This window comes from Streptomyces sp. RFCAC02 (assembly GCF_004193175.1).
Lineage (GTDB): Bacteria > Actinomycetota > Actinomycetes > Streptomycetales > Streptomycetaceae > Streptomyces.
This window is the reverse complement of sequence record NZ_SAUH01000001.1, coordinates 5,321,829-5,347,720: the sequence shown is the minus strand read 5'-3', so window position 1 is coordinate 5,347,720 and position 25,892 is coordinate 5,321,829. Positions and strand designations below refer to the sequence as shown.

General features: G+C 74.0%; 27 protein-coding genes. 17 read left to right on the top strand and 10 right to left on the bottom strand.

Annotated elements, in window-relative coordinates; all coding sequences use genetic code 11:
* Positions 1-139 precede the first annotated feature (139 nt).
* The 3 genes from EMA09_RS24745 to EMA09_RS24735 all read left to right on the top strand — a co-directional run bounded on the left by EMA09_RS24745 (position 140) and on the right by EMA09_RS24735 (position 2,134).
* Positions 140-508 carry a nuclear transport factor 2 family protein gene (locus EMA09_RS24745; RefSeq protein WP_129843178.1) on the top strand — a complete coding sequence of 123 codons (369 nt, stop codon included), beginning with the start codon at positions 140-142 and terminating at the stop codon, positions 506-508.
* A gap of 60 nt (positions 509-568) precedes the next feature.
* Positions 569-913, top strand: a complete 345-nt coding sequence (locus EMA09_RS24740) for a DUF1330 domain-containing protein (RefSeq protein ID WP_129843177.1) — start codon at positions 569-571, stop codon at positions 911-913.
* A 186-nt stretch (positions 914-1,099) separates the two neighbouring features.
* A complete protein-coding gene (locus EMA09_RS24735; protein ID WP_129843176.1) occupies positions 1,100-2,134 on the top strand; it encodes an Rv2578c family radical SAM protein in 1,035 nt (344 codons plus the stop codon).
* Positions 2,135-2,224: 90 nt separating this feature from the next.
* Here the strand turns inward: EMA09_RS24735 and EMA09_RS24730 are convergent, their stop codons facing one another.
* From EMA09_RS24730 to EMA09_RS24720, 3 genes are all read right to left on the bottom strand, one after another.
* Entirely contained in the window at positions 2,225-2,710 is a 486-nt protein-coding gene (locus EMA09_RS24730) for a hypothetical protein (RefSeq protein ID WP_129843175.1), read from the bottom strand.
* Positions 2,710-3,378, bottom strand: coding sequence for a hypothetical protein (locus EMA09_RS24725; protein ID WP_129843174.1), 669 nt, complete (start codon positions 3,376-3,378; stop codon positions 2,710-2,712). Before EMA09_RS24725 ends, EMA09_RS24730 begins: the two co-directional genes overlap by 1 nt.
* Before the next feature lie 111 nt (positions 3,379-3,489).
* Positions 3,490-4,200 (bottom strand): HAD family hydrolase, encoded by a 711-nt coding sequence (locus tag EMA09_RS24720; RefSeq protein WP_129843173.1) that lies wholly within the window; start codon positions 4,198-4,200, stop codon positions 3,490-3,492.
* 45 nt (positions 4,201-4,245) lie between these two features.
* Between EMA09_RS24720 and EMA09_RS24715 the strand changes: the two genes are divergently transcribed.
* Complete coding sequence (locus tag EMA09_RS24715; protein WP_129843172.1) at positions 4,246-5,049, top strand: endonuclease/exonuclease/phosphatase family protein; 804 nt, start codon at positions 4,246-4,248, stop codon at positions 5,047-5,049.
* A gap of 218 nt (positions 5,050-5,267) precedes the next feature.
* Here the strand turns inward: EMA09_RS24715 and prcB are convergent, their stop codons facing one another.
* Positions 5,268-6,119: a proteasome subunit beta gene (gene prcB / locus EMA09_RS24710; RefSeq protein ID WP_240796552.1), complete on the bottom strand. Its 852-nt coding sequence runs from the start codon at positions 6,117-6,119 to the stop codon at positions 5,268-5,270.
* Between the two features lie 143 nt (positions 6,120-6,262).
* Here prcB and EMA09_RS24705 point away from each other — a divergent pair, with 143 nt between their 5' ends.
* The 10 genes from EMA09_RS24705 to EMA09_RS24660 all read left to right on the top strand — a co-directional run bounded on the left by EMA09_RS24705 (position 6,263) and on the right by EMA09_RS24660 (position 15,897).
* The gene (locus EMA09_RS24705) at positions 6,263-6,829 is read left to right on the top strand and encodes a GNAT family N-acetyltransferase (protein ID WP_129843170.1); all 567 of its coding nucleotides are present in this window, start codon (positions 6,263-6,265) and stop codon (positions 6,827-6,829) included.
* 46 nt (positions 6,830-6,875) lie between these two features.
* A complete protein-coding gene (locus tag EMA09_RS24700; RefSeq protein WP_129843169.1) occupies positions 6,876-7,658 on the top strand; it encodes a TetR family transcriptional regulator in 783 nt (260 codons plus the stop codon).
* Positions 7,659-7,708: 50 nt separating this feature from the next.
* Entirely contained in the window at positions 7,709-8,698 is a 990-nt protein-coding gene (locus EMA09_RS24695) for a CoA ester lyase (RefSeq protein WP_129843168.1), read from the top strand.
* A 455-nt stretch (positions 8,699-9,153) separates the two neighbouring features.
* Entirely contained in the window at positions 9,154-9,801 is a 648-nt protein-coding gene (locus tag EMA09_RS24690) for a phosphatidylserine decarboxylase (protein ID WP_129843167.1), read from the top strand.
* Positions 9,788-10,645 carry a CDP-diacylglycerol--serine O-phosphatidyltransferase gene (gene pssA / locus EMA09_RS24685; protein ID WP_129843166.1) on the top strand — a complete coding sequence of 286 codons (858 nt, stop codon included), beginning with the start codon at positions 9,788-9,790 and terminating at the stop codon, positions 10,643-10,645. The genes EMA09_RS24690 and pssA overlap by 14 nt, the downstream gene beginning before the upstream one ends.
* 109 nt (positions 10,646-10,754) lie before the next feature.
* The gene (locus tag EMA09_RS24680) at positions 10,755-11,402 is read left to right on the top strand and encodes an MBL fold metallo-hydrolase (RefSeq protein ID WP_129843165.1); all 648 of its coding nucleotides are present in this window, start codon (positions 10,755-10,757) and stop codon (positions 11,400-11,402) included.
* 42 nt (positions 11,403-11,444) lie between these two features.
* The gene (locus EMA09_RS24675; RefSeq protein ID WP_129843164.1) at positions 11,445-12,224 is read left to right on the top strand and encodes an exodeoxyribonuclease III; all 780 of its coding nucleotides are present in this window, start codon (positions 11,445-11,447) and stop codon (positions 12,222-12,224) included.
* Between the two features lie 75 nt (positions 12,225-12,299).
* Entirely contained in the window at positions 12,300-12,728 is a 429-nt protein-coding gene (locus EMA09_RS24670; protein WP_129843163.1) for a DUF6278 family protein, read from the top strand.
* A gap of 62 nt (positions 12,729-12,790) precedes the next feature.
* The gene (locus EMA09_RS24665) at positions 12,791-13,207 is read left to right on the top strand and encodes a hypothetical protein (protein WP_129843162.1); all 417 of its coding nucleotides are present in this window, start codon (positions 12,791-12,793) and stop codon (positions 13,205-13,207) included.
* Positions 13,208-13,212: 5 nt separating this feature from the next.
* Positions 13,213-15,897, top strand: coding sequence for an AAA family ATPase (locus EMA09_RS24660; RefSeq protein ID WP_129843161.1), 2,685 nt, complete (start codon positions 13,213-13,215; stop codon positions 15,895-15,897).
* Between the two features lie 28 nt (positions 15,898-15,925).
* Here EMA09_RS24660 and EMA09_RS24655 read toward each other — a convergent pair whose 3' ends face one another.
* Complete coding sequence (locus tag EMA09_RS24655; RefSeq protein WP_129843160.1) at positions 15,926-16,669, bottom strand: hypothetical protein; 744 nt, start codon at positions 16,667-16,669, stop codon at positions 15,926-15,928.
* Between the two features lie 130 nt (positions 16,670-16,799).
* On the opposite strand from EMA09_RS24655, the gene EMA09_RS24650 reads away from it, so the two are divergent.
* Positions 16,800-17,288, top strand: coding sequence for a MarR family winged helix-turn-helix transcriptional regulator (locus EMA09_RS24650; protein ID WP_129843159.1), 489 nt, complete (start codon positions 16,800-16,802; stop codon positions 17,286-17,288).
* Positions 17,289-17,320: 32 nt separating this feature from the next.
* On the opposite strand, the gene EMA09_RS24645 is transcribed toward EMA09_RS24650, so the two are convergent.
* From EMA09_RS24645 to EMA09_RS24635, 3 genes are all read right to left on the bottom strand, one after another.
* A complete protein-coding gene (locus EMA09_RS24645) occupies positions 17,321-17,899 on the bottom strand; it encodes a DUF305 domain-containing protein (protein ID WP_129843158.1) in 579 nt (192 codons plus the stop codon).
* A 144-nt stretch (positions 17,900-18,043) separates the two neighbouring features.
* Positions 18,044-20,509: a SpoIIE family protein phosphatase gene (locus EMA09_RS24640; RefSeq protein WP_129843157.1), complete on the bottom strand. Its 2,466-nt coding sequence runs from the start codon at positions 20,507-20,509 to the stop codon at positions 18,044-18,046.
* 130 nt (positions 20,510-20,639) lie between these two features.
* The gene (locus EMA09_RS24635) at positions 20,640-21,623 is read right to left on the bottom strand and encodes an aldo/keto reductase (RefSeq protein WP_129843156.1); all 984 of its coding nucleotides are present in this window, start codon (positions 21,621-21,623) and stop codon (positions 20,640-20,642) included.
* Positions 21,624-21,778: 155 nt separating this feature from the next.
* On the opposite strand from EMA09_RS24635, the gene EMA09_RS24630 reads away from it, so the two are divergent.
* The gene (locus tag EMA09_RS24630; protein WP_129843155.1) at positions 21,779-23,125 is read left to right on the top strand and encodes an MFS transporter; all 1,347 of its coding nucleotides are present in this window, start codon (positions 21,779-21,781) and stop codon (positions 23,123-23,125) included.
* Positions 23,126-23,238: 113 nt separating this feature from the next.
* Positions 23,239-24,099 carry a siderophore-interacting protein gene (locus EMA09_RS24625; RefSeq protein ID WP_129843154.1) on the top strand — a complete coding sequence of 287 codons (861 nt, stop codon included), beginning with the start codon at positions 23,239-23,241 and terminating at the stop codon, positions 24,097-24,099.
* 17 nt (positions 24,100-24,116) lie between these two features.
* Here EMA09_RS24625 and EMA09_RS24620 read toward each other — a convergent pair whose 3' ends face one another.
* Positions 24,117-24,890, bottom strand: coding sequence for a class I SAM-dependent methyltransferase (locus EMA09_RS24620; RefSeq protein ID WP_129843153.1), 774 nt, complete (start codon positions 24,888-24,890; stop codon positions 24,117-24,119).
* Positions 24,887-25,858, bottom strand: coding sequence for a UbiA family prenyltransferase (locus EMA09_RS24615; RefSeq protein ID WP_240796551.1), 972 nt, complete (start codon positions 25,856-25,858; stop codon positions 24,887-24,889). Before EMA09_RS24615 ends, EMA09_RS24620 begins: the two co-directional genes overlap by 4 nt.
* Between the last annotated feature and the right edge of the window lie 34 nt (positions 25,859-25,892).

Below are 25,892 nucleotides of genomic sequence, written 5' to 3'. Positions count from 1 at the left end.
CGGGGGGACCGCGCGGCAACCGCCGACTCCGGTGAGGGGCGGCCGGTACGGAAGTACTTAAGCACGACGGATTCCGTGCCGCGCCGTGCTGCCTAGCTTTGTGGTCGTCGCCGCAGGGCGATCACAGAGAGGCAGATCCATGAGTGACATCAACGAGCTGGTCGAGCGCTACCTCGCCGCTTGGAACGAGACCGACACCGAGGCCCGCCGGCGCCTGATCGCCGAGGTCTTCACCGAGGACGCCGAGTACACCGACCCGCTGGTCACCGTCCGGGGCCACGCGGCGCTCGACGCCACCATCGCCGCCGTGCGGGGGCAGTTCGCCGGTCTGGTGTTCGGCCCGGGCGGCCCCGTCGACGCCCACCACGGCATCGCCCGGTTCACCTGGCACCTGGGACCCGAGGGGGGCGAACCGGTCGTCATCGGCTTCGACGTGGCGGTGCTCGGCGAGGACGGCCGCATCCGCCAGGTCCTCGGCTTCCTGGACAAGGTGCCCGCCGGCGCCTGACGTCCCTCGCCCCCCCGCGAACGCACACACGCACGGCAACGAACTCCGAGAGGTACGACGATGACCGCTTACATACTCGCCCACCTGCGCAGGACCGAGGAGACCCACCCCGAGGTGCTGGAGTACCTGGCGAGGATCCAGTCGACCCTCGACCCGTTCTCCGGGCGCTTCCTCATCCACGGCGGCACCGTGGACGTGAAGGAGGGCTCGTGGCCCGGCGACGTCATCCTGGTCGCGTTCCCCTCGATGGACCACGCCCGGCGGTTCTACGCCTCGCCCGCCTACCAGGAGATCAAGCCGCTGCGCACCAGGCACCTGGAGGGCGAGCTGATCATCGTCGAGGGTGTCGACCCCGACCACGACTCGTCGGAGATGGCCGCCGCGCTGCGGCGCACCGGCGAGTGACCCGCGCAGCGGGCCCGGCTCCCGCACGCGCACGGCCCTCCGCCGCACCCCCGCGCCGGAGGGCCGTCCGGGCGGGCTCAGGTCCGGCTTGACAGCATCGATTCGAACAGGTGTCCTAAGAAGGCCACAAGCGAATACGTGTTCGAATCAGCGGCACGAGCCCAGGACCCGAGGAGGCGGCCCCCCATGCGCTGGAACCACCTGAGCGACGACACCCCCGGCGCGGCCCCCGCCCTGTTCGGCACGGACGCGGTGACCCGGACGATCGACACCCCCGAGTTCCGCGGCATCACGTTCCACGAGGTCAGGGCCCGGTCGATCATCAACCGGGTGCCGGGCACCTCACGGATGCCGTTCGTCTGGACCGTGAACCCGTACCGGGGCTGCTCCCACGCGTGCGTCTACTGCTTCGCCAGGAACACGCACACATACCTCGATCTGGACACGGGCGCCGATTTCGATTCGCAGATCGTCGTCAAGGTGAACGCCCCGCAGCTCCTGCGCCACGAACTGGCCGGCCGCCGATGGCGCGGTGAGCACATCGCCATGGGCACGAACGTCGACCCGTACCAGCGCGCGGAGGGCCGCTACCGGCTCATGCCCGGCATCATCGAGGCGCTGCTCGACCGCGCGAACCCGTTCTCCATCCTCACCAAGGGCACGCTGATCCTCCGCGACCTGGAGCTGCTGCGCCGGGCGGCCGACGTCACCGACGTCGGCATCTCGGTGTCCGTCGGCTTCACCGACCGCGAGCTGTGGCGCACGGTCGAGCCCGGCACGCCCGCCCCCGAACGGCGGCTCGGCGTGATCCGCGCCCTCGCCGACGTCGGCATCCCCTGTTCGGTGCTGATGGCGCCGATCCTGCCGTACCTGTCGGACTCCCCCGCCCAGCTCCGCGAGACGGTGCGCGCCGTCGCCGCCGCCGGCGCCGTGTCCGTCACGCCGCTGACGCTGCACCTGCGGCCGGGCGCCCGCGAGTGGTACATGGCGTGGCTCGCCCGGCACCGCTCGGACCTGGTGCGGCGCTACGAGGTCATGTACGCCGGGGGCGCGTACGCCCCGAAGTGGTACCAGCGGCGCGTCACCCGCCAGGTGCACGAACTGGCCGCCGAGTACGGGATCGGCCCGGCCCGCAGGGGCGCGCCGCGCGGCCTGCGCGCGCCCGGGTCCGCGCCCGGCGCGGACGGCGAAGCGGCCGGCACGCAGCTCACCCTGCTGTGAGCGCGCGCCGGCCGCCGGCACGGTGTGGCGGCCCCGAGGCGTGGGGTACCCGGGGCCGCCGGTCGTCGCGGACGCCGTCGCGCCCGTGGGTCAGGCGCTGAGCAGCCGCTCCATGGTGTCGCGGTAGTCCAGCATGATCGTGCGCCACTGCTCGGTGTCGAGGCCGGCGCCGCGGCCGTCCCCGTCGCCGCCGTCCCAGTGCGTCCGCATCGCCCGCCGCCGCGCGGTGAGCGTCTCGGTGATGTGCGCCACGGCCGCCTCGAACACCGTGTCGACCTCGGCGACCGACTCGCGGGGTCCGTCGACGAACGAGCCGACCGCGTGCTGCAGGCGTTCGCGCAGCTCGGCCGCGTCGCTCGCCGGGATCAGCCCGTCACCGAGGCCGCCGGCGCCCGCCGGGGCGACCGGATCGACGGCGCCCACCGGGTCGACCGCCCCCGGCACCGGCTGCTCGTACGCTGCGGGCCCGGTCCCGTACGCCGGGGCGGGGGCCGTCGGCGGGTCCTGGGGCGCCGGGGGGACGGGCCGTTCCGCGGTCCTGGTGCCGTCCCGCATCGTGTCGCGCTGCTCCTCCATCACACACCGCCCTTCGTCGGTGCCGTCCCGCCGGGTGTGGTGCCGGCGGTACGGCTGTGCGTCGGCGTCCGGTCCGACCGGTTGCGCAGCAGGACGGACATCCGGCCGCCCTTGTGGTGCTGCTCGTCCTCGGGCTGGGCGCTCAGCAGGTCGTTGAACAGGTCGCGCGCCCGGACGACGGCCTCCCGCAGCTCCTCGGTCACCGCGCCGTCGGCCGGCTCCCGGCCGGCGAGGGCGTGGACCGTGCGGTAGCCCTCGACGTGCCGCGGGTGGTGCACCGACAGCGCGGACACCTGGTCGTCGTAGGCGTGCGACGGGTAGCCCCGCTCGTGGATGAGCTGGGTCAGCAGGTGGTCGGCCTCGGCGACCGCCCCGCCCGGGGACTCCACGAACTTCTCCTGGACGCGCGCCCAGCGCATCCGGTAGCGCTCGCGGTCCTCGGCGGACAGCGGGCGCATCCGCAGCCGGCCGTGCTCCCGCAGGCGCGCGGCCAGTTCCTTCCTGGCGGCCCTGGTGTCGCCGCCGTGCCGCGCGACCGTCCGGTCGTACTCGGGGCCGAACCGGTGCCGCAGTCTCCCGGCGCCGGCGGTCCGCGTGGACGGCGCCAGGACCAGCGCCAGTACGGCGAGGACGACCACGGCCAGGATGATGATCACTAGAGTGGACATGACTTCCCTTTCGCAGAGATCCTCTCGGCGAGGTTGTCGTGACCCTCCGGTTACCCCCGCTCCGCAGGACAAACGTCCCCGGCTGCGCGGAGCTTGGCCGCACCCCCGCCCTCAGGCGGCCGACCGCGCCAGCAGTGACGGGAGTTGACCGAGACCGGTGATACGGCGCGCGGGCGGCGGCACGCCGGCCGGCAGGCCCGGCGCGCCGGGCCGGTGGAGCCAGACGCCGAACAGCCCGGCCGCGTCGGCCGCCGCCGCGTCCCGGTCGGGCCGGTCCCCGACGTACGCCACCTCGCCCGGGGTCAGCCCCAGCGCGGCGCACGCGCCGTGGAACGCCTCGGGAGCCGGCTTGGCGTACCCCAGCTCCGCCGAGCACACGAGGGCTTCGAAACGGTCGCGCACACCGAGGGCGGAGAGTTTCGCGTGCTGGGTGGCGGCGCTGGAGTTCGACAGCAGGCCGTGCCGGTAGCCGGGCGTCAGGGCGTCGAGCGCCGGCAGGACGTCGGGGTGGAGCCGCGCCACCGCGTCGCAGCAGGCCCGGTACCGGCCGAACCACGCGTCGGCGGCGGCGTCGTCCAGCTCCTCGCCGAGGAAGTGGCGTACGCGCTCCCGCCGTTGCTCGTCGAAGGTCAGCTCGCCCGCCTCGAAGCGCGCGTACTGCGTCTCCATCACGGCGTGCCAGCGCTCCGCGGCGGCGGCCGGTGAGGCGTGCCGCCCGAGCACGCCCTCCGCGGCCAGGTGCCGCAGGACGCCGAGCCGTTCGGTCCCCGTGTAGTCGAAGATCGTGTCGTCGATGTCCCACACGACTGCCCGCAGCGCCATGCGGACGACGCTACCCGCCGCGCGGGAGCGGCGTAGCATCGGCGCGTGCGCGTCCTGACGTGGAACCTGTGGTGGCGCTTCGGCCCGTGGGAGCGGCGCCGCGAGGCGATCCTCGGCTGGCTGCGCCGCGAGCGGCCCGACGTGTGCGGCCTGCAGGAGGTGTGGGCGGCGGACGGCACGGACTTCGCGGCGCTGCTGGCGGACGAGCTGGGGCTGCACCGTGCGTTCGCGCCCATGGGCATGCCGTCCGCCTGGCGGGCGCGCGCCCCGGGCGTCGCGCTGCGCGCCGGTGTGGGGGTGGCGGTGCTCAGCCGGTGGCCGATCACGGAGACGGCGGTGCGCCGGCTGCCGAGCGGCGGCCCACGGAACGAGACCCGCGTCGCGCTGTTCGCCCGGATCGCCGCGGGGCGCCGTACGGTCCCGTTCTTCACGACGCACCTGCACTCGACTGCCGGCGCGACGGAGGTGCGGTGTGCGCAGGCCGCCGCGCTCGCGGACTTCGTGCGGGAGCGCGGCACGGGGGTGCCGGACGGCGTCCCCCCGGTGGTGACGGGGGACTTCAACGCGCCGCCGGACGCCGAGGAGGTGCGGCTGTTCCGGGCGGGTGCGGGGGTCGAGGACGTGTGGCGGTGCGCGCCGGCCGGCCGGCCCGACGCGACGCGGCGTCCGGGGCACAACGCGTACCGCCCGCCGGGCGCCGGGTCCCCGGACGAGTCGAGGATCGACCACGTCCTCGTGGGCGCGCCGGGCACGGGCCGGGTGCGGGACGTATGGCGCACCGGGGACCGGCCGCTGGGCGGGGTGTGGCCGTCGGACCACGCGGCGATCGTGGCGGATCTGGACGACTGAGCCCGGGCACGGGAGGCACAGCCACCGGGTCCCGTGCGGCGGACGCCGGACCGGCGGCCCTCCGACCGTCCACCCCGCGCGCCCCGAAGCAGCACGGCTCCCGCCATCGGGCGTGCGGGACAGCGGCCTTCGGGCTGCCCCGGCGCCCCCGCCCGGAGCCCGGACGAACACGGCCGTTGCCGACAGGCCGTGCGCCCTCGGGGGCACGGCCCCCGCCGTCAGGCGAACGGCACGGCCGCCTTCGGGCCGTCCGGGTCGGTGGCGCGCTGGGCGCCGACCGCGCGGGACCACTCCTCGACGGCCGCCTCGGGCACCTCCCGGTACCCGTCGTCCGTCACGAGCGCGACGATCGGGTACAGCCCCCGCGCCGTGTCCGGGCCGCCCGTCGCCGAGTCCTCGTCGGCCGCGTCCCACAGCGCCTGGAGCGCCGCCGTGACGGCCGCCTCCTCGTCCATCCCCGGCCGGTGCAGCTTCTTCAGCGCGCCCAGCGCGAAGACCGAACCCGAGCCGGTGCCGGCGAAGCCGTGCTCCTCCGAGACCCCGCCGATCACGTCGAACGAGAAGATCCGCCCCCGGCCGGCCGCCGTGTCGTACCCGGCGAACAGCGGGATGACGGCGAGCCCCTCCATCGCGGCGCCGAAGTTGCCCCGGACCATGGCGCTGAGCCGGTTCGCCTTGCCCGCCAGGGACAGGGACACGCCCTCGACCTTCTCGTAGTGCTCGAGTTCTAGCTGCAGCAGGCGGACCATCTCGACGGCGGGACCGACCGTGCCGGAGATCGCGACCGCCGAGAACTCGTCCGCCGGAAACACCTTCCGCGTCCCGCGGTGCGCGATCCGGCCGCCCGCCGTGACCCGGCGGTCGCCCGCGAGCAGCACGCCGCCCTCGTACGCGACGGCCACGATCGTCGTGCCGTGCGGGAGCGCGGAGGCGTCCCGCACCCGCGGCACGGGCCGCCCGCCGGGCAGCGCCCCGGGCGCGTGCCGCGCGAGGAAATCGAGGAACGAGGACGACCCGGGGGCCAGGAACGCCGGGGGCAGCGCCCCTCGGCCGGACACATCGACGGACACGGACAGTTCCCCTTCCCGCAGCCCAACTCTCCCCGGTCCCGGCCGGCGGGACCGCCGCCCATCGTAGGGGCGGAGCATCGTTCCGCGCCTCCCCGCGGCAAACCGCGGGACACCGCGCCCTGACCCCAACTACCGTGCACCGTATGCGCCCAGGGAAGGTGAAGTACGTCATCCGCGCGGCCACCGCGTCCGACGCCGAAGGCGTGGCCCGCGTCAGGGCGGCCGGCTGGCGCCACGCCTACGCCGAACTCGTCCCCCGCTCCTACCTCGACGCCATGGACCCCGCCGCCTGGGCGGACGGCATGCGCGACAGCTTCGCGCGGGGCGGCGCCCCGGCGCACCTCGTCGCCGACGCCGGCCCGGGACCGGACGGCGGCGTCGCCGGCTGGGCGTCCTTCGGCCCCTACCGGCCCGACCCGGCGCTCGACGGCCCGGCGCCCGACCCCGACGGCGGCGGCTGGGGCGAACTCCGCGCCCTCTACATCCGCCCCTCCCTCATCGGCACGGGACTCGGCCGCGCCCTGTGCGCGACCGCGCTCCACGGCCTGGAGACGCGCGGCCACCACCGCGTCCGCCTGTGGGTCCTCACCGGCAACGCCCGCGCCCGCCGCTTCTACGCCCGCGCCGGATTCACCCCCGACCCCGCCGCCACCCGCACCTTCACCGTCGCCGGTGAACCCGTCGAGGAGATCCGCTGCTCCCGCCCCTGACGGGCGACCCCGGCCGCGCGGAACGCCCGCGCACCCCGCCGGGGGCATGGAGTACGTTCGCCTCATGGCCCTTCCGCTGAAGTCCGCCCGACAGCCCAGTTCGCCGCAGCGCCTCCAGGTACGCCGCCGGCTCGCCGCCGCGGCGATGGAACTGTTCGCGAGCAAGGGCTACGAGGCGACCACGGTGGACGAGATCGCGGCCACCGCGGGCGTCGCGCGGCGCACGTTCTTCCGCCACTTCCGGTCCAAGGAGGAGGCGATCTTCCCGGACCACGACGACACGCTGGTGCGGGTCGAGGCCGTCCTCGCGGCGGCGCCCGCCCGCGAGCACCCCATCGACACGGTGTGCCGGGGCATCAAGCAGGTCATGCGGATGTACGCGGCGTCCCCCGCGGTCTCCGTGCAGCGCTACCGCCTCACCCGCGAGGTGCCGACGCTGCGCGAACGCGAGATCGCCTCCGTCTCCCGGTACGAGCGGCTGTTCACCCGCTACCTGCTGGGGCAGTTCGACGAGCAGTCCCACAACGGGGACGAGCCCCTCCTCGCCGAGGTCGCCGCCGGGGCCGTCGTCACCGCGCACAACCACGTCCTGCGGCGCTGGCTGCGCCGCGGCGGCGAGGGCGACGTGGAGGCCGAGCTGGACCACGCGTTCGCGATCGTCCGGCGGACCTTCGGCGCGCTGCCGGTGATCGCCGCGTCGTCCGGCGGTGCCGCCACCGCAGCCGTCGCGGGGAGCGGCGAGGTCGTCGTCGCCGTGGCCAGGACGAACGCCCCCCTCGACGAGGTCATGCGCACCATCGAGCGGGCGCTCGCCGGGCCGGCCGGCTGACCCGCGCACCGCACCCTCCGCCCGCACGCCGCTCCCGGAAGGCCACGCCCATGACCGTGCCCGCCCCGTCCGCCACCGCGCCGTCGCGTCCGCAGCGGGCGCGGCGCTCCTGCCTCGCGGTCCCGGGCAGCAACCCGCGCTTCATCGAGAAGGCCCGCACCCTGCCCGTCGACCTCGTCTTCCTCGACCTGGAGGACGCGTGCGCGCCGCTCGCGAAGGAGGACGCGCGGCACCGGATCGTCGCGGCGCTCACCGAGGGCGGCTGGGGCGGCAGGACGCGCGTCGTACGGGTCAACGACTGGACGTCCCCGTGGACGTACCGCGACGTGATCACGGTGGTCGAGGGGGCCGGCGCGCACCTGGACTGCCTCATGCTGCCGAAGGTCGCCGACGCCGCGCAGGTGCGGGCGCTCGACCTGCTGCTCACGCAGGTGGAGCGGGCGAGCGGGCTGCCGGTCGGCAGGATCGGGATCGAGGCGCAGATCGAGAGCGCCGAGGGCCTGGTGAACGCGGAGGCGATCGCCGCCGCGTCCCCGCGCCTGGAGACGCTGGTGTTCGGCCCGGCCGACCTCATGGCGTCGATCAACATGAAGTCCCTCGCGGTCGGCGAGCAGCCGCCGGGGTACCCGGCCGACGCGTACCACTACATCCTGATGCGGCTGCTGTTCGCCGCCCGGGCGCACGGGCTGCAGGCCATCGACGGACCGTACCTGCGAGTTCGCGACACCGACGGCTTCCGCGAGGTCGCGGGCCGCTCGGCCGCGCTGGGGTTCGACGGCAAGTGGGTCCTGCACCCGGCGCAGGTCGAGGCGGCCAACGAGATCTTCTCGCCCGCCCAGGAGGACTACGACCACGCCGAACTGATCCTCGACGCCTACGCGTACGCCACGTCGGGCGAGGGCGGGGCGCGCGGCGCCGCCATGCTGGGCGACGAGATGATCGACGAGGCGAGCCGGAAGATGGCCCTCGTCATCGCGGGCAAGGGGCGGGCCGCCGGGCTGCGGCGCACCGCGGTGTTCGAGCCGCCGGCCGCGGGCTGATCCGGGCGGCCGGGACCGGCGGATTTCCACGGCGGGCGGCCGTGCCGCCGGCGGCGGGGGCATTCGGGTGAGTGCCGCGCAATCCCCCCGTCCGGAACAGCGACTTCCGATGGCCGGAATACTTCGCGAAACCCTTCGCCGATCTCTTTGCCAAACATTGGGAAGCCCGGCGGGGCGACTCGGAATTGCACCCCGTCCGCGGTATTCGTCACACCGGGCGGCCCGGACCGGCCGCCGGGGGCAAAAGCCCTGCTCGCACGCCTGACGGCCGCGCGGCGCGGCCTGACGGGCCGGCACCGCGCGCCGGGGCGAATGTCCTCTTTGCACGCCGCGTTCCGCGATGCCCGGCGCCCCTACCGGCCCGCTGGCTTGCCGAGTTGCCGCCTGAAACCTATAGCATCGTCTCAGCCGCGCCGCTTCGGAAAGGCGTGGTTTCCCCGCTACGAAGGTCTTCCATGCCTTACCGCTCCTCTCCCCGTCCGGGCCGCCGGGTGCGTCTGGCGCGCGGCGCGTCCCCCTGGCTGCTGCCGACCGTGGCGGCCGCCGGTGTCAGCCTGGTGAAGTCCCGCCGGTCCGGCCGCTGGGCCGCCGTCGCCGTCCCCGCGACCGCGCTGGCCGCGGGCATGCTGTGGTTCTTCCGCGACCCGGAACGGGAGATCGGCCAGGGCCGGGTCATCAGCCCCGCCGACGGCGTCGTGCAGAGCATCATGCCGTGGCCGGACGGCAGGACCCGGGTCGCGATCTTCATGAGCCCGCTCAACGTGCACGTGAACCGCGCGCCGGTCGCCGGCACCGTCGCCTCCGTCGAGCACATCCCGGGCGGCTACGTCCCGGCGTTCGACAAGGAGAGCGAGAACAACGAGCGCGTCGTCTGGCGGTTCGACAGCGAGCTGGGCGACCTGGAGATGATCCAGATCGCCGGTGCCGTCGCGCGGCGGATCGTGCCGTACGTGCCGCAGGGCTGCAAGGTCGAGCAGGGCGACCGCGTGGGTCTCATCCGCTTCGGGTCCCGGGTGGACGTGTACCTGCCGGAGGGGATCGAGCCCGCCGTCGAGGTCGGACAGCACACCACGGCGGGAGTGACACGCCTTGACCGTGACTGACCGGAACGCGTCGGCGGCCTGGGTCGCCGACGCGGACGAGGGGGAGGAACCCGAGGACGCCATGCCGCTGTCGATGCGGCTGTCGATAGCGGACACCCTCACCCTCTCGAACGCCACCTGCGGCTTCCTCGCGGTCTACTTCACGACCACCGGTGTGCTGATCCCGCACCTCACCAACAGCGGCGACGCCGGCGTCGTGCGGAACAACGCCGCGACCGCCGTCCTGCTGATGCTGCTCGCGTCGGTCTTCGACCTGTGCGACGGCCTCGTCGCGCGCAAACTCCGCGCCTCCCCCATGGGCGCCGAGCTGGACAACCTGTCCGACCTGATCAGTTTCGGTCTCGCGCCGGCCTATTTCGTGCTGGTGTGGGGCATGGTCGTCGGGGACGTGCACGAGCCGCTGTCCGCGCTGGCCGCCACGGTCGTCCTGCTCGCGGTCGTCCTCAGACTCGCGCGCTTCAGCATCGTGACCATGCCGAACGGCGTCTTCCAGGGCATGCCGAGCCCCTTCGGGGCGCTCACGGTCGTGTCGATCGTGCTGCTGGAGCTGCCGTTCACGCCGACGCTGCTCGCGATCGTCGGCGTCGCGTGGCTGATGGTGAGCCGCGTCGAGTACCCCAAGCCGCGCGGCACGCTCGCCGTGGGCATGCTGGCGTGGATCGTGCTGAGCATGGCCCTGCTCACGGCCTGGGCGTTCGACGCGCCGGGCGGCCTGCTGATGCTGCAGACCGGCTGCTCGCTGCAGCTCGTGCTCGGGGCGGTCATCCCCCTGTTCGCGATGGCGCGGCGCGTGTACGCGTTCCGCGACCACCGGCGCGAGGCGCGGGCCGGCATCGAGCCGTGACGCGGGCGCCGGGGCCCGTCCGGCCGTCCCGCCCGCGTCCTGAGGGCGCGCGGGGCCGCCGGACAGGCCCTGCGGGCGGCTGTCAGTCGCCCGTAGCAGAATGGCGCGCATGGAGCTCACCAAGAAGGGACACGCCTGCGTACGCCTCACGCGGGCGGGGCGCACCCTCGTCATCGACCCCGGGGCGTTCAGCGAGCCGGACGCCGCCGCCGGCGCCGACGCCGTACTGATCACGCACGAGCACCCGGACCACTTCGACGAGGGCAGGCTGCGGGCCGTCCTCGACGGGTCGCCCGCCACCGAGCTGTGGACGCTGCGCAGCGTCGCCGACCAGCTCTCCGCCGCCTTCCCCGGCCGGGTCCACACCGTGGGTCACGGTGACACCTTCGAGGCCGCCGGCTTCTCCGTGGAGGTCCACGGCGAGCTGCACGCCGTCATCCACCCCGACATCCCCCGCATCACCAACGTCGGATACGTCATCGACGACGGCGCCCTCTTCCACCCCGGGGACGCGCTGACCGTCCCCGAGCGGCCCGTGCGGACGCTGCTGCTGCCCGTCCACGCCCCGTGGAACAAGCTCTCCGAGGTCGTGGACTACGTGCGCGCCGTCGGCGCCGACCACGCCTACGCCGTGCACGACGGCCTCCTCAACGACACGGGCCTCGGTCTCTTCACGAGGATGCTCGGCCCCGACGGGGTCGGCGTCGCCCCCACCGTCTACGACCGGATCGCCCCCGGCACGTCCGTCACCGTCTGACTCCCCCGCCGCGCACCGCCGCGCCCGTCCGGAAGTGTCCCCATGCGTATCGCCACCTGGAACGTCAACTCGATCACCGTCCGCCGCGAGCGGCTGCTGTCCTGGCTTGAGCGCACCGGCACGGACGTGCTGTGCCTGCAGGAGCTCAAGTGCGACACGGACGCCTTTCCCGCCGACACGCTCCGCGCCGCCGGGTACGAGGCGGCGGTCCACGCCGACGGCCGCTGGAACGGCGTGGCCGTCGTCTCCCGCGTCGGCCTCGACGGGGTGACCCACGGCTTCCCCGGCTGCCCCGAGTACGACGGGGTGGCGGAGCGCCGCGCGGTCGCCGCCACCTGCGGCGGGGTGCGCGTGTGGTCCGTGTACGTGCCGAACGGCCGGGAGGTCGGCCACCCGCACTTCGCGTACAAGCTGCGGTGGCTCGCCGCGCTGCGGGACACGGTGGAGGCTGACGCGGCGGGGAGCGCGCCGTTCGCGGTCCTCGGCGACTTCAACGTGGCCCCGGAGGACGCCGACGTGTGGGACATCTCCCTCTTCGAGGGCGCCACGCATGTGACGGCCGAGGAGCGCGCCGCCCTCGCGGCGCTGCGCGGCACCGGTCTGACCGACGTGATGCCGCGCCCGCTGAAGTACGACCGGCCGTTCACCTACTGGGACTACCGGCAGCTCGGCTTCCCGAAGAACCGGGGCATGCGCATCGATCTCGTCTACGGCAACGCCGCGTTCGCCGGGGCCGTGAGCGACGCCTACGTGGACCGCGAGGAGCGGAAGGGGAAGGGCGCATCCGATCACGCGCCGGTCGTCGTCGATCTGGACGTGTGAGATGACCGGAACTGTGAACAAGTAGTGACGCGTGCCTGTGGTGCGGGCGGGCGCGGGAATGGGATTCTTGGGGGCATGAACATCCCTTTCCTGGACAACTGGCGCAAGCACTCCACCACCACGGCCGTGCGTGCTTCCTGGCCGGACCCCGAAGGGGTTGCTCAGCTGCTCTCCGAGTGCGAGCTGCTGCGCGACCGCGCGCAGCGCGAGGGCGTGGTCCTCGGGGACACGCCGGTGTCCCTGGAGGCGCTCGACCAGTTGCTGCCGCGCTGGCGCGACGACCCGGAGGAACTCCCCTGGCTCGGCAACGACGCGGGGCTCTACCTGGGCACGGTGCTGGTGCGCACGGTGCCGGGCGCCCGCTGGGAGCCGGGTCCTGACGGCAGACCGGTCGTGGTGATGGCGTCGGGCCGCGAGATCGACGTCGTGTCGGCCGGCCAGGACTGGGCCGACACGGGCTCGCCCGAACTCTCGCAGGTTTACGCGGAGATCGCCGGCGACTGACCCCGCCCGCACAGCATCGTCGTCCGGTCGGATCCCCAGTCTCGAGCCAGTAGCCTGGTCCGGTGGTGGACGTGGGGGTCAGCGAGCTGCGACGGAGCCGTGAACGGCTCGCCAGGCAAGGCCGGGCGGCCGAGGAGGCAGGGGAGAGCGCGATCAGTGGGTTGCTGTTCTTCTACGCCGCGGAGTGCGGCCTGAAGGCCGAGGTACTGCACAGCATCCTGCAACGCAGAGACACATCCGGGCTGCCCGCGTATTTGCGTACGCATGATCTGCGTCGCCTCGCCAAGGCACTCAACCTCCGTGCTCCGTCACCGGATGGGGACCCGCTGCGCTGTCATCGGCACAGGGCAGGCACCCTCGTCGAGGGTCATCAACTGCACGAGGCATGGCGTTACGGTGCGGAGTTGCGCGCCGAAGATGAGAAGGCTGCGGTGGAAGCCTTGAAGTCGCTGCTTCGGAACGTCCGGAAGGGAGCATGAACGCCATGTCCGACAAGCTCTTCACCTGGGTGGACGTGGACGACCGGCTGGCAGGCGCGGCCGTCGACGGCCAATGGCCCCGGTGGCTGCTTGAAGCCGACGCGTGGTGGGACGGCCTGGAGCTCACCGTCCTGCCGGGTACCGGGAGCGACACGGTGCGCGACTGGCTCGACGGTCAGTTCGGCCTCGGATCGACCACTGGTTCCCCGGAGGAACCCGAACTGGCGTTGGACCGCCCACCATCTCTCCTTCCCCATGGACTGCCCATCCGTCTCGTCGAAGCGGAGTCCATCGATGTGGCTGCGCGCCGGCCGAGGCTCAGTGCACGGCGTGTCACCTCCGCACTCGCCGATGTCCTCCCCCGCCCGGCACCGGCGCAGTTCGCGGACAACACTCAACTGATCGCCTTCCATTCCTTCAAGGGCGGCGTGGGCCGGACCCTGCATGCCGTCGCACTGGCCGATCTCCTCGCCTCCCAGGGGCAGCGCGTGCTGCTGATCGACGCCGATCTGGAGGCGCCCGGGATCACGTGGATGTATCAGGCGCAGGGTGGACGCTGCGACATCGCGTACGAGGATGTGCTGGCTCTGCTGCATGCGTCGCAGGATGGTGATCCGACGCAGGCGGTCGAGATCGCCGCCGGTTACCTGCCCAACCAACGGGTGTCGCACTACCCGGGGACAGGCCGCGTGACGGTACTGCCGGCGAGCCGGCGGACGGCTCTCGGGCCGCCCCGCATCAGTCCGGCCGATCTGCTGACCGAGGACCGGTCCCCGTACTTCCTCACCGAGGCCATCACAGCGCTCGCCGTCGCCGCCGATGCCGACACCGTCGTCATGGATCTGCGGGCCGGGGCCTCCGAACTGGCGGCGCCCGTGCTGCTCGACCCACGAGTGACGAGAGTTTTCGTCACCACGGTCAGCAGTCAGTCCCTCCAGGGCACCGAGGCGATGATCCGGCAGTTGGGTGCCCAGTCCCCGGCTGTCGCCGGAGCCGATCCTACCCCCGGTGCGATCATCACCCAGTACCGGCTCGACGTCCATGACGGTCATGCGGACGCGGCGCGGCGAAGCCTGTCCGCAGCGCTCTCCTCCACTATCGCCCTGGCCGAAGCCGACGACTCCGCTCCCGACGATCTGGCGGTCGATGAGCAGGTACTGACGGAGCCCTCGCTGAGTCCATTCCGTGAGGAACTGCTGGCGCTCCCGCAGGGCTGGGACGCAGTGGTGGACGTGATCCGGCGCTGCGGCCTGCCGCAGACGGTGGCCGAGTTCGCGCCGAGCCGCGAGTTCGACACCGGGGCACTCGCGGAAGAACCGTCCTCCCTGGACGCGCGGCGACGGCAGCTGCAGGAGGCGGCGGGCCGTCTGGTCTTTGCCGAGCGACGCGGGATGGACGAGGGGCTCGGCTTCCTCACCACCGAGCCGGTGCGTCGGCTCATCGCCGATCACAGCACCGATCTTCCCGTGGTGATCGTCACCGGCGCGAAAGGCTCCGGCAAAACGTTCTCCTTCATGCGGATGTGCGCGGCCGGTTCCTGGGAGACTTTCGCACGGGAGAACGGTCAGGACGTCGAGCGGTCCGCCACGATCGTTCCGGTGCTCGACCCGGCCAATATCGCCGAACCCAGGACTGGCACCCTGTCCCCCCAGGATCTGCGCGATCGCGCGGCGCACGACGGACGGGGAGCCACGGCGGAGGGAATCAAGGACCTCCTCAGTGCCGCCCTCCGTGACGCACGGGCCGACGATCCGGAGTTCTGGCGATCCCGCTGGCTGGAGTCCCTCGCCTGGGCAGCGGGCGCCGAAAAGGGTGAGCCGGCCACGGAGTTCCTCGTGCGAAAGGGCCTGGACGGCCCTTCGGACCTCCCAGCGCGCCTCTTCGTCCTGGACGGCCTTGAGGATTGGCTGGAGTCACTGGATACGGAACCCAAGCGCGTCTGCCTGCGGACCCTGCTCATCGATGTCCCGGCATGGCTGCGACGGCTCCGGAACCGCCGCTTCGGTCTCGTGGTCTTCGTTCGACAGGACCTGGTGCGCGCGGCCATCAAGCAGAATCTCGGCCAGTTCCTCGATCGCTACTCCCCCTACGAGCTGCGCTGGGAGACCGAGGACGCACTGCGTCTCGCCCTGTGGGTCGCGGCGGGTTCCGAGGCGGTGCCGGAACCAAGAACCCCGATCGCGGACATGGTCTATGACGAGATCGTCGAGGCGCTCACCCCGCTATGGGGCGCGAAGCTGGGTACGGATCGGTCACGCGAGGCATGGACGGAGCGTTGGGTTCCCGCGGCGCTCGCGGACTTCAACGGACAGATCCAGGCCCGTGACGTCGTCCGGTTCATCTGCGAGGCAGCCGCGGCATCGATCGGAGACGGCCGTTGGTCGGACAGATTGCTGACCCCATCCGCCATGCGGCGGGCGCTGGGTGAGTGCAGTCGGGCGAAGGTGGACGAGATCCGCCAGGAGAATCCCCGTCTCGGACGACTGCTGCGGCACATGGCGACCTACGCCGACTCCGTGAAGATGCCGTTCGAGACGGCTGATCTGGGGCTGGGGACCGACGATGTGGATGCTCTCCGGCAATGGGGAGCCCTGAGCAGGGACACAGACGGCCGCTATCGCATGCCTGAGATCTATCGGCACGCGCTGGGCTTCCGCACCCAGGGCAGGGCACGTGTAGTACGCCTCTGAGATCCTTGCCGCCACAGCTCCGGCTCGGTCAGTTTCCCGCGGATTTGGCGAGTTTGGGGCCCGGGGTGGTCGCGCTGCGCGTCACGTCGGCGACGAGTTCGACCACGTCGGGGCCGTACGCCTGTGAGTTGACGACGCGCAGGAGAAGGCAGAAGTTGCCGCCCGAGCCGTGCTTGCGCGCCAGGCGGGTGTGGTGTTTCGCGAGGTAGCGGGCGGCGGCCTGGCTCGTGATCGACTTCTGGCCGCACGCGAGGAACACGGGGCGGCCCTCCTGGCCCGCCGTCAGCCGGGCGAGCAGCACGTGTTCGACCGAGCCGTTCTCCAGCCGGTACCGCTCACTGCCTATCAGGAACGCGCCGCGGTCCGGGCCGGGTTCACTGTCGGTGTTGACCATGACGCCGGGCAGCAGGCTGTGGAGGTGGGCGGCCATGCGGCGGTTGGTCATGGGGCCGCCGATGCAGAATTCGGTGCGTTCGCCGAAGCCCTGGCGCGCGCTCTCGCCGGAGAGCAGTTGCGCCTTGGCCCCGCAGTTCTTGATGACGGCGGCGAGTTCGATGAGGGCGAAGACGTCGTCGCGCGCCACCGAGCCGTCCGTGCCGGTGTCCCTGCCGACGACGAGCAGGCACTCGGAGTTGTCGGGCAGGCCGAAGAACCGCTGGAGGCGGCGGCGGGACCGGTCCGCCAGGTGTGCCCGCAGGAACCAGCCCACGGCCAGCGCGGCCAGTGCGGCGATGACCACGGCTGTCAGGAGGGTGCGCGCGTCCTCGTCCATGGCCGGGGACTCTACCGGTGCGCGCCCGGGTGGACGACCCCGCCCGCGAAACCGGTACGGACCGGGTCCTCGGGTACGGTGACCGGACGGGTGGGCGCGGGCGGCGCGCCCGCGGAGCAGAGGTGACGGAATGGCGGCGGACGGCGGGGAGCGGGCGGGTCTCGGCACCGACGAGGCGGTGCGGGCGATGCTGCTGCACATGCCGCGGGTGATCGGGCGGCTGAAGCGGACGCCGCTGCCGGAGCGGCTGCGGTCGGCCCGGCTCGCGCCGCGCCACCTGTCGCTGCTGGCGTATCTGCTGTTCGACGGGCCGATGGGGGTCGGGGAGCTGGCGGAGCGCCTCGAGGTCGCGCCGACGACGGTGAGCCTCATGGTGAGCGACCTCAGCCGGCAGGGCGTCCTGGACCGGCGCGCCGACCCGGCGGACCGGCGGCGGGCCATCGTCGCGCTCACGGAGGAGCCGGCGACGCGGGAGGCCATCGAGCGGTGGCTCGCGAACGGCTCCGCGGCCTGGCGCAAGGCGTTCGAGCCGCTGACGCCCGCGGAGCGCGCCCTGTTCGTGCGGACGATGCAGACGTACGAGGACGAGGCGGCGCGGGGCGACCTCCCTGGCGCCTGACCGGGCCGCCGCCGCGCGCGGCCTGCCGGGCGTCAGCCCGTGATGTCGTTCAGCAGCGCGGTCATCGCGCCGATCTCGGCGGTCCTGGTGGTGATGACGGCCTCGGCCAGCTCGCGGGCGGGTTCGTGGACGCCCCCGGACAGTTCGGTGCCGGCGAGGTCCACGGCCGTCTCGTGCCGGTCGATCATGAGGGTGAGGAAGGCGGCGTCGAACGCCTCGCCGTCCGTGGCGCTCAGTTCGTCGACCGCGTCGTCGCCCGGTGCGCCGGGGTCGGGGGCGGGTTCGTCCCAGTCGGCGAGCCAGTCGGTCATCGTGGCGATCTCGGGTTCCTGGGTGGCGACGACCCTGCCCGCCAGGTCGTCCACGTCGGTGGTGGCGGCGCGGCCGGGGGCCAGCCCGGCCAGCTCCACGGCCTCCCGGTGCAGCGGGATCATCGCGCGGAGGAACGCGGCGTCGGCCGCGTTGTGCCGGGGCTCGGGGCCGCCGGCGGCGTCGAGGGTGGCGTCGGCTGCGGGGGCGCCGTCACCGCCGCCGCAGGCCGTGAGCAGGACGAGGGCGGCACCGGCCGCGAACCGGGCGGCACGGCGTTGGGGGGAGCGGTGTGCGGTCATGCGGGTGCGACTCCTGGGACGGCGCGTGCGGGGCGTACGGGGGGCGGTACGCCGCTATGCACCGGAGTCGTGGACATCGCCGGGCAGCCATGCCGCTCATCATAAGTTCTGTCCGGTGGCGGGCCGGGGTGCGCGCGGGGCGCGTCAGCCGACCGGGCCGCCGAGCTGCTGCTCCGCCCAGATCGTCTTGCCCGTGGCCGTCTGGCGCGTGCCCCACTGCTGCGTGAGCTGGGCGACGAGCAGCAGACCCCGGCCGCCCTCGTCGTAGGTGCGGGCGCGCCGCAGGTGGGGGGCGGTGCTGCTGCTGTCGGAGACCTCGCAGATGAGGGACGACTCGCCGCGGATCAGGCGGAGCTGGATGGGGGGCGCGGCGTGCCGGATGGCGTTGGTGACGAGTTCGCTGACGACGAGTTCGGTGATGAACGCGGCGTCGGGCAGGTTCCACGCGACGAGCTGGTCGGCGGCGGCCTTGCGGGCGCGGGCGACGACGGACGGGTCGGCGGCCAGATCGAGGGTGGCGACGTGTTCCGCGTCGAGGGCGCGGGTGCGGGCCACCAGGAGGGCGGCGTCGTCGGTCTGCTTGTCGGGGAGCAGGGCGCTCATCACCGCGTCGCAGACGTCCTCCAGGGATTCGGAAGGCCCCGCGAGCACCTCCTCCAGCAGGTGCTGCCCGGTGTCGAAGGCGCGGTCGCGGGGGGTGAGGAGGCCGTTGGTGGCGAGGGCGACGAGGCTGCCCTCGGGCAGTTCGACCTCGCTGGCCTCGAACGGCAGGCCGCCGACGCCGAGCGGCGGGCCGGGCGTGACGTCGATGCGCACGGGGGTGCCGTCCGGGGCGACGATCACGGGCGGCGGATGGCCCGCGCTGGCGACGACGCAGCGCCGGGAGACCGGGTCGTAGATGGCGTACAGGCAGGTCGCGCCGATCTCGCCGACCGAGCTCGCGGCCGGGTCGATGGCGCCGGCCTGTTCGGCGAGGTGGGAGACGAGGTCGTCGAGGTGGGTGAGCAGCTCGTCGGGCGGCAGGTCCACGTCGGCGAGGGTGCGGACGGCGGTGCGCAGCCGGCCCATGGTGGCGGAGGCGTGCAGCCCGTGGCCGACGACGTCGCCGATGACGAGGGCGACCCGGGTGCCGGACAGCGGGACGACGTCGAACCAGTCGCCGCCGACCCCGCCGGCGCGGCTGCCGGCCGGCCGGTAGCGGGACGCGACGCGGACGGCGGCGTGGCCCTGGAGCCGCTGGGGCAGCAGGCTGCGCTGGAGGGCGAGGGCCGTGCCGCGCTCGCGGGCGTACCGGCGGGCGTTGTCGATGCTGACGGCGGCGCGGGCGCACAGCTCCTCGGCCAGCAGGAGGTCGTCGCGCACGAAGGGAGCGGCGCGGTTGCGCAGGAAGAGGGCGGTGCCGAGGACCGTGCCGCGGGCGCGCAGCGGCACGATCATCGCGGAGTGGAAGCCGAACCGTTCGGTGATCGCGTCGCGCTCGGGGTCCTCGCCGGACCAGCGGTCGAAGTCGGGGTCGCTGCTGTCGGCCATGATGGCGCGGCCCTCGGTGAGGCAGCGGACGGTCGTCGAGTCGGCCCGGTGGACGTAGGTGTCGCCGCGGGCGACGACGGCCTCGGGGATGCCCTCGGTGAGGGACTGGTGGGCGACGCGGCGCAGCCGGATCTCGCCGCGGGAGAGGGACGGTGGCGGCTCGCCGCCGCCGGTGACCTGCGGGAGCAGTTCGACGCTCGCGAAGTCGGCGAGGTCGGGCACGACGATGTCGGTGAGCTCCTGGGCCGTGCGGGTGACCTCCAGGGTGCTGCCGAGGCGGTCGCCGGCCTCCTTGAGGAGGGCGAGGCGGCGGCGGGCTGCGACCTGGTCGCTGATGTCCGATGAGGCGGCGAAGACACCGCGGACCTCGCCGTCCGGGGCGCGGACCGGGGAGATGTCGACGGCCCAGGTGATGTTCTCGGGGGTGGCGGGGTCGTCGGCGGTGCTGAACTCGAGCCGCTGGCGGCGGCCTCGCCGGCCGGCGTCGCGGGCGACCTCGGCCACGCGGCGGATGGCCTCGGCGATGTGCGGGCTGCTGGTGAGGAAGGGGGCGTCGGGCGCGACACCCGACCCTCCCGTGCTCAGCAGGTCCTCGGTCTCGCGCCCGATCGCCACGTCGCGGTCCACGCCCATGCGTTCGAGGGAGACGGCGTTGGTCCAGCGGATGCGGCCCTGGGTGTCGTAGACGCTGAGGGCGTTGCCCGACTGGTCGAAGGCCCATTCGAGGAGGCGGAGGTGCTCCTCGACGCGCTGCCATGGCGAGGCGGTCAGCAGCCAGCGCGTCTCGCCGGCGCCGTCGACGGAGGGGGCGGCGACCAGTCGGGCGGTGACGGCACGGCCGTCCGCGTGACGCAGGGCGACCCGGCCGTGCCAGGCGGCCCGTTCGGCGAGGCAGCGGCGGGCGAGCGCGGACACGTCCTGGGCGAGCAGCGGCGCGGCGGGCCGGTCGACGACCTCGCGGGCCGGCCGGCCGATGAGCCGCTCGGCGCCCGGGCTCCAGGCCCGGACGACGCCGTGGGCGTCCACCACCGCCGAGGCCGTGTCGGCCCCGGGGACGATGTCGCCTTCGGGTCGGTCCATCGTGTGCTTCCCTCTCACCGCGCCCGGGGGCGCGGGACGCCTCGCGCCGCCAATGCGCTCATACCTACGGAAACCGTATAGCCATGCGGGCGAATCCCGCCATGCCGTGCCCGCCGGGGCACGCGCGGTGTCACCAGCGGTGGTGGACCTGCTCGCGGATGCGCCGGTCGTACAGACCGGTGACGGCGTCGAGCGTGGCGGCGGGCAGGGGCGGCAGGTCGGCGGCGGCCGCGTTCGCCCGGGCCTGCTCGGGCGAACGGGCGCCGGGGATGACGGTGGTGACGCCGGGCTGCTGGATGATCCACCGCAGCGCCGTCTGCGCGGGCGTGGCACCGGCCGGCGCGAGGGCGGCGAACTCGGCCGCGGCCTCGATGCCGGTCGCCCAGTCGACACCGGAGAACGTCTCGCCCTGGTCGAACGCCTCACCGTGGCGGTTGAACGTGCGGTGGTCGTCGGCGGCGAACACGGTGTCGGCGGTGTAGCGGCCGGAGAGCAGGCCAGAGGCGAGGGGGACGCGGGCGATGATGCCGACGCCGGCCTCGCGGGCCGCGGGCAGCACCCGTTCGACGGGCTTGAGGCGGAACGGGTTGAGGATGATCTGGATGCTGGTGGTGCCGGGGCGCGCGATCGCGGCGAGCGCCTGGTCGCAGGTCTCGACGCTGACGCCGTAGCGGGCGACGCGGCCCTCGGCGACCAGCGTGTCGAGGGCGTCGAAGACCGCGTCGGAGGCGATGACCTCGCCGGGCGGGCAGTGGAGCTGCACCAGGTCCAGGGTGTCCACGGCCAGGTTGGCGCGGGAGCGGTCGGTCCAGGCGCGGAACGCGTCGAGGTGGTAGTTGGCCGGGTCCTGCGCCACGCGGCGGCCCATCTTGGTGGCCACCAGCAGGGGCGCGTCGGGGTGCGCGGCCCGGTAGCGGGCGATGAGGCGCTCGCTGCGGCCGTCGCCGTAGACGTCGGCCGTGTCGAGGAAGGCGACGCCCGAGGCGACGGCCGCGTCGAGGACGGCGAGCGCGTCGTCCTCGTCCACCTGTCCCCAGTCGGCGCCGAGCTGCCAGGTGCCGAGGCCGACGACGGACACCTGCTGTCCCGATCTGCTGAATGCTCGCTGCTCCACGGGGGCATTGTGGCAGGCGCCACTCCGCGGGAGAGAAGAGCCCCGGTCCGACCCCGTTGGCGGTGGTTTCGGCGACTTGAACCCGCTCGTCCCCGACGGACCGCACGGTTCTACGATGGTCGTACCGCATCCGCCCGATCCTCCCGAGGAGTGGCATGTCCTCGCCGTCGCCCACGGCCGTCCCCGACAGCGGCGCACCGGCGGGAGGCCGGCGGGCCTGGGCCGTCTGGGCGGTCGGGGTGCTGGCGTACGGGCTGTCGGTGATGCAGCGGACGTCGCTCGGCGCGACGGGACTCGACGCGTCCGAGCACTTCGGCGTCTCCCCCACGGCCCTGTCGGTCTTCGTGTTCGTGCAGGTCATCGTCTACCTGACGATGCAGATACCGGCCGGGCTGATCGTGGACCGGTGGGGGACGCGGCGGACCGTGGCGGTGAGCGGCACCGTCACGGCGTGCGGCCAGCTCCTGATGGCGCTGGCGCCGGGCGTGCCGGTGGCCGTGCTGGGGCGGGTGGTCGTCGGGGCGGGCGACGCGCTGACGTTCGTCGCGGTGCTCGCGCTGCTGCCGCGCTGGTTCCCGGCGCGGCGGGTCCCGCTGATCACGCAGATCACGATGATCCTGGGGCAGTCCGGGCAGATCCTGTCGGCGATGCCGTTCCTCGCGCTGCTGCACGGCGTGGGCTGGCCGGGGGCGTTCGGGTCGGCGGCGGCCCTGAGCCTGCTGGGCGGCGTGCTGGCGGTCGCGGTGGTGCGGGACGCGCCGGCCGGCGCGCGGGTGCCCGCGCGCGACCCCGTCTCCGCGCGGGAGATCCTGCGGCAGCTCCGGGTCATCTGGCGGCGGCCGGGGACACGGCTCGGCTTCTTCGGGCACATGGTGACGCAGTTCCCGATGACGGTGTTCTCGCTGCTGTGGGGCGTGCCGTACCTGGTGTCGGCGCAGGGCCTCTCGTCCGGGGCGGCGAGCGCGCTGCTCACGCTGTTCGTGGTGTGCGCGATGGGGATAGGGCCGGTGCTCGGCGTGCTGACGACGCGGTGTCCCCGGCGGCGGTCGTGGCTGCTGCTCGGGGTGGCGGGCGCGGCGGCGAGCGCGTGGACGGCGGTGCTGGCGCTGCCGGGTCCCGCGCCGCTGTGGCTGCTCGTGGTGCTCGTGGTCGTGCTGTCGGCTGGCGGTCCCGGCTCGGTGGTCGGGTTCGACATCGCGCGGACGTCGAACCCGCCGCGGTCGTTCGCGGTGGCGCAGAGCATGGTGAACATCGGCGGGTTCAGCGCGTCGCTCGCGGTGCTGTTCCTGGTGGGCGTGGTCCTGGACGCGGCGGGCGGGTACACGTTCGACGCGTTCCGGCTGGCGTGGCTCGTGCAGTACCCGTTCTGGGCGCTGGCGGTGACGGGGGTCCTCGTGACGCGGCGGAAGGCGCGGCGCGTCCTGGCCGAGGAACGGGTCGTGGCGTCGGGCGGCGGTGCGGAGCCGGTGCGGGCCGCCGGGGACGCGCCGGCCCGTGCCTGAGCAGCGGGAACAGCCGGAACCGGCCAAGTAAGGTATACCTAACATGAGGTGGGGGACGCCCCCCGTCTCCGGGACGCGCCCCGCGCCCGCCGCATGCCTGTACGGAGGACCACATGAACGACCGTCCGGCACCGCCCGCCCGCCGCAGGGTCACGCACCGGGGGCGCGTCCTGCGCACCGAACGCCTCACGCCGCACATGATCCGCGTCGTGCTGGGCGGCGACGGCCTCGCCGAGTTCCGCGCGGACGAGTGGACCGACCACTACGTGAAGCTGCTGTTCCCGGCCCCCGGGGCCGTCTACCCCGAGCCGTTCGACATGGCGGCGATCCGGGAGACCCTGCCGCGCGACCAGTGGCCGCGCACCCGCACCTACACCGTCCGCGCCTGGGACGCGGCCGCGCGCGAGCTGACGATCGACTTCGTGCACCACGGCACGTCCGGCATCGCCGGCCCCTGGGCCGACGCGGCGCGGCCCGGCGACGAGCTGCTGTTCATGGGTCCCGGCGGCGCGTACCGGCCCGACCCCGAGGCCGACTGGCACCTGCTGGCCGGTGACGAGAGCGCCCTGCCGGCGATCGCGGCGGCCCTCGAGGCCCTGCCGGACGAGGCGCCCGCGCACGTCCTCGTCGAGGTCGAGGGACCCGACGAGGAACAGAAGCTGCACTCGCCGGGCGACGCGCGGATCGTGTGGCTGCACCGGGGCGGGCGGCCCGTCGGCGAGGCGCTGGTGGAGGCCGTGACGGCGCTGGAGTTCCCCGAGGGGCGCGCCCATGTGTTCGTGCACGGTGAGGCGCACGCCGTGAAGGAGCTGCGGAGGCTGCTGCGGATCGACCGCGGTCTGACGCGCGAGCAGCTCTCCATCTCGGGCTACTGGCGGCTCGGGAAGGACGAGGACGGCTGGCAGTCGTCCAAGCGCGAGTGGAACCAGCGCATCGAGGAGGAGCAGGAGGGCGCCGCCCCCGCCGGGGACTGACGGGGGCTGGGCGGCGGTCAGGCGCGCGGGCGGGCGGTCGCGACGGCCTCCAGGTAGCCCGGCGGCACGAACCGCGTCGTCAGTCGTACGTCCGCGCCGCGCGGGCCTGCCATCTCCCGCAGCGCGGCCGGGCTGTACATCTTGCGGAAGCTGATGACGCCGTCGTGGACGTGCGCCGGGCCGCCCGTGAGGAACAGCAGGGGCACCGCGGCCAGGTACGCCGGGTGGCGCCAGCCGTCGATCAGCAGGAGGCGGCGTGCGACGCGTGTGCCCTCCCGCAGCACCCGGACGACGGCGGGCGGCGGCAGGTGGTGGAGCGACAGCGCGAAGACGGCGAGGTCGAAGCCGCCGTCGGGCGCGTCCATGGCCGTGGCGTCGAGGCGCAGGACGTCGGCCCGCGGATGCCGTCCGAGGGGTCCCTCGCGCAGCGCGCGGACGGTCGCGGGGTCGATGTCGCTGACGGTCAGCCGTACGGCCGGGTCGGCGGCGAGCAGCCGGCGTGCGAGGCCGCCGTGTCCCGCGCCGAGTTCGAGGACGCGCGGGGCCGGGGCGCCGTCCGCGCGGGCGAGGGCGAGCGTGCGGCGGGTGAAGACGCGGTGCCCGCCCGTCAGGCGGTGCATGCGGTCGAGGCCGCGCAGGACGCGGGCGGAGCGGTCGGGGCGTTCGGTGCCGTCGAGGTGTTCCGGCCGGTCGGTCTCGTAGCGGCGGTCGAGGCGGGAGGCACGGGGGCCGCCGCGTGGCAGGGCGGCGAACGGTTCCTCCGTCGCATGGTCCGTGCTGCGGTCCGTCATGCGGCCCGGCCGCCGGTGAGCGCGCCCACGAGCGCGCAGAACAGGACGAGCGCCGGGTAGAGGCTGGCCCGGTTGAACAGGGCGAGCGCGGTGTCGGGTCCCGGCGCGCGCAGCAGGCGCGTGGCCGGCCACAGCAGCGCCCAGGCCCCGGCGACGGCGGCGCCGGCCGGTGCGGCGGGGCCGATCGCGGGCGCGCAGGCGGCGAACAGGGCGACCCCGGCCCCGCTGGTGACGGTCAGGCAGACCACGACGACCGCGCCGGCGGCGCGCGGACCGTGCACGACGGGCACCGTCCGGATGCCGAGGGGCCGGTCGTCGTCCACGTCGGCCCAGTCGTTGGGCACGTTCCGCCCGCCGATCTCCCAGGCCGCCATCCACACGCAGAACAGGACGAGCAGCGGCCAGTCCGGCTGCCGCGTGACGACGAACCAGCCGGCCGCGGCGCCGACGGCCACCATGAGGCCGCTGAGCAGCGTCTTGTACGGGGTGACGCGGGCCAGGGCGCAGTAGCCGGCCTCCAGGAGGGCGGCGGCGAGGAACAGGACGGCGCACACGGCGTCGATGCGGGCGGCGAGGGTGAGGGCCGTGCCGCTGAGCAGGACGACCCAGGCGACGGCGACGCCGTACGGGAGCCGTCCCGTCGCGATGGGGTGGCGGGTGCCGGCGCCGTCGATGTCGAAGCCGCCGGCGGCGGGCGGCGCGGTGGCCGCCGGTGCCGGGGCGGCGGCGCGGCGGCGTTCGGCGTCGGCGCGGTCCACACGGGCGTCGATCAGGTCGTTGGCGGCGAAGACGGCCGCGTAGCCGGCGAACGCGGCGAGCAGCGCGGCCAGCAGCCGGCCGGCCGGGGGCGGCCCCGCCGCGGCGGCCGCGGCGACCATGGCGAGGAGGGGCTGCGCGACGCTGAGGGCGGCCTGAGTGCCGCGCGAGAGTCCGTAGAGTGCCCGGAAGGTCAGGGCGGGTGCGGTCACGCGTACTCCCGGTGGCGGTTGCCGTTCGTGATCG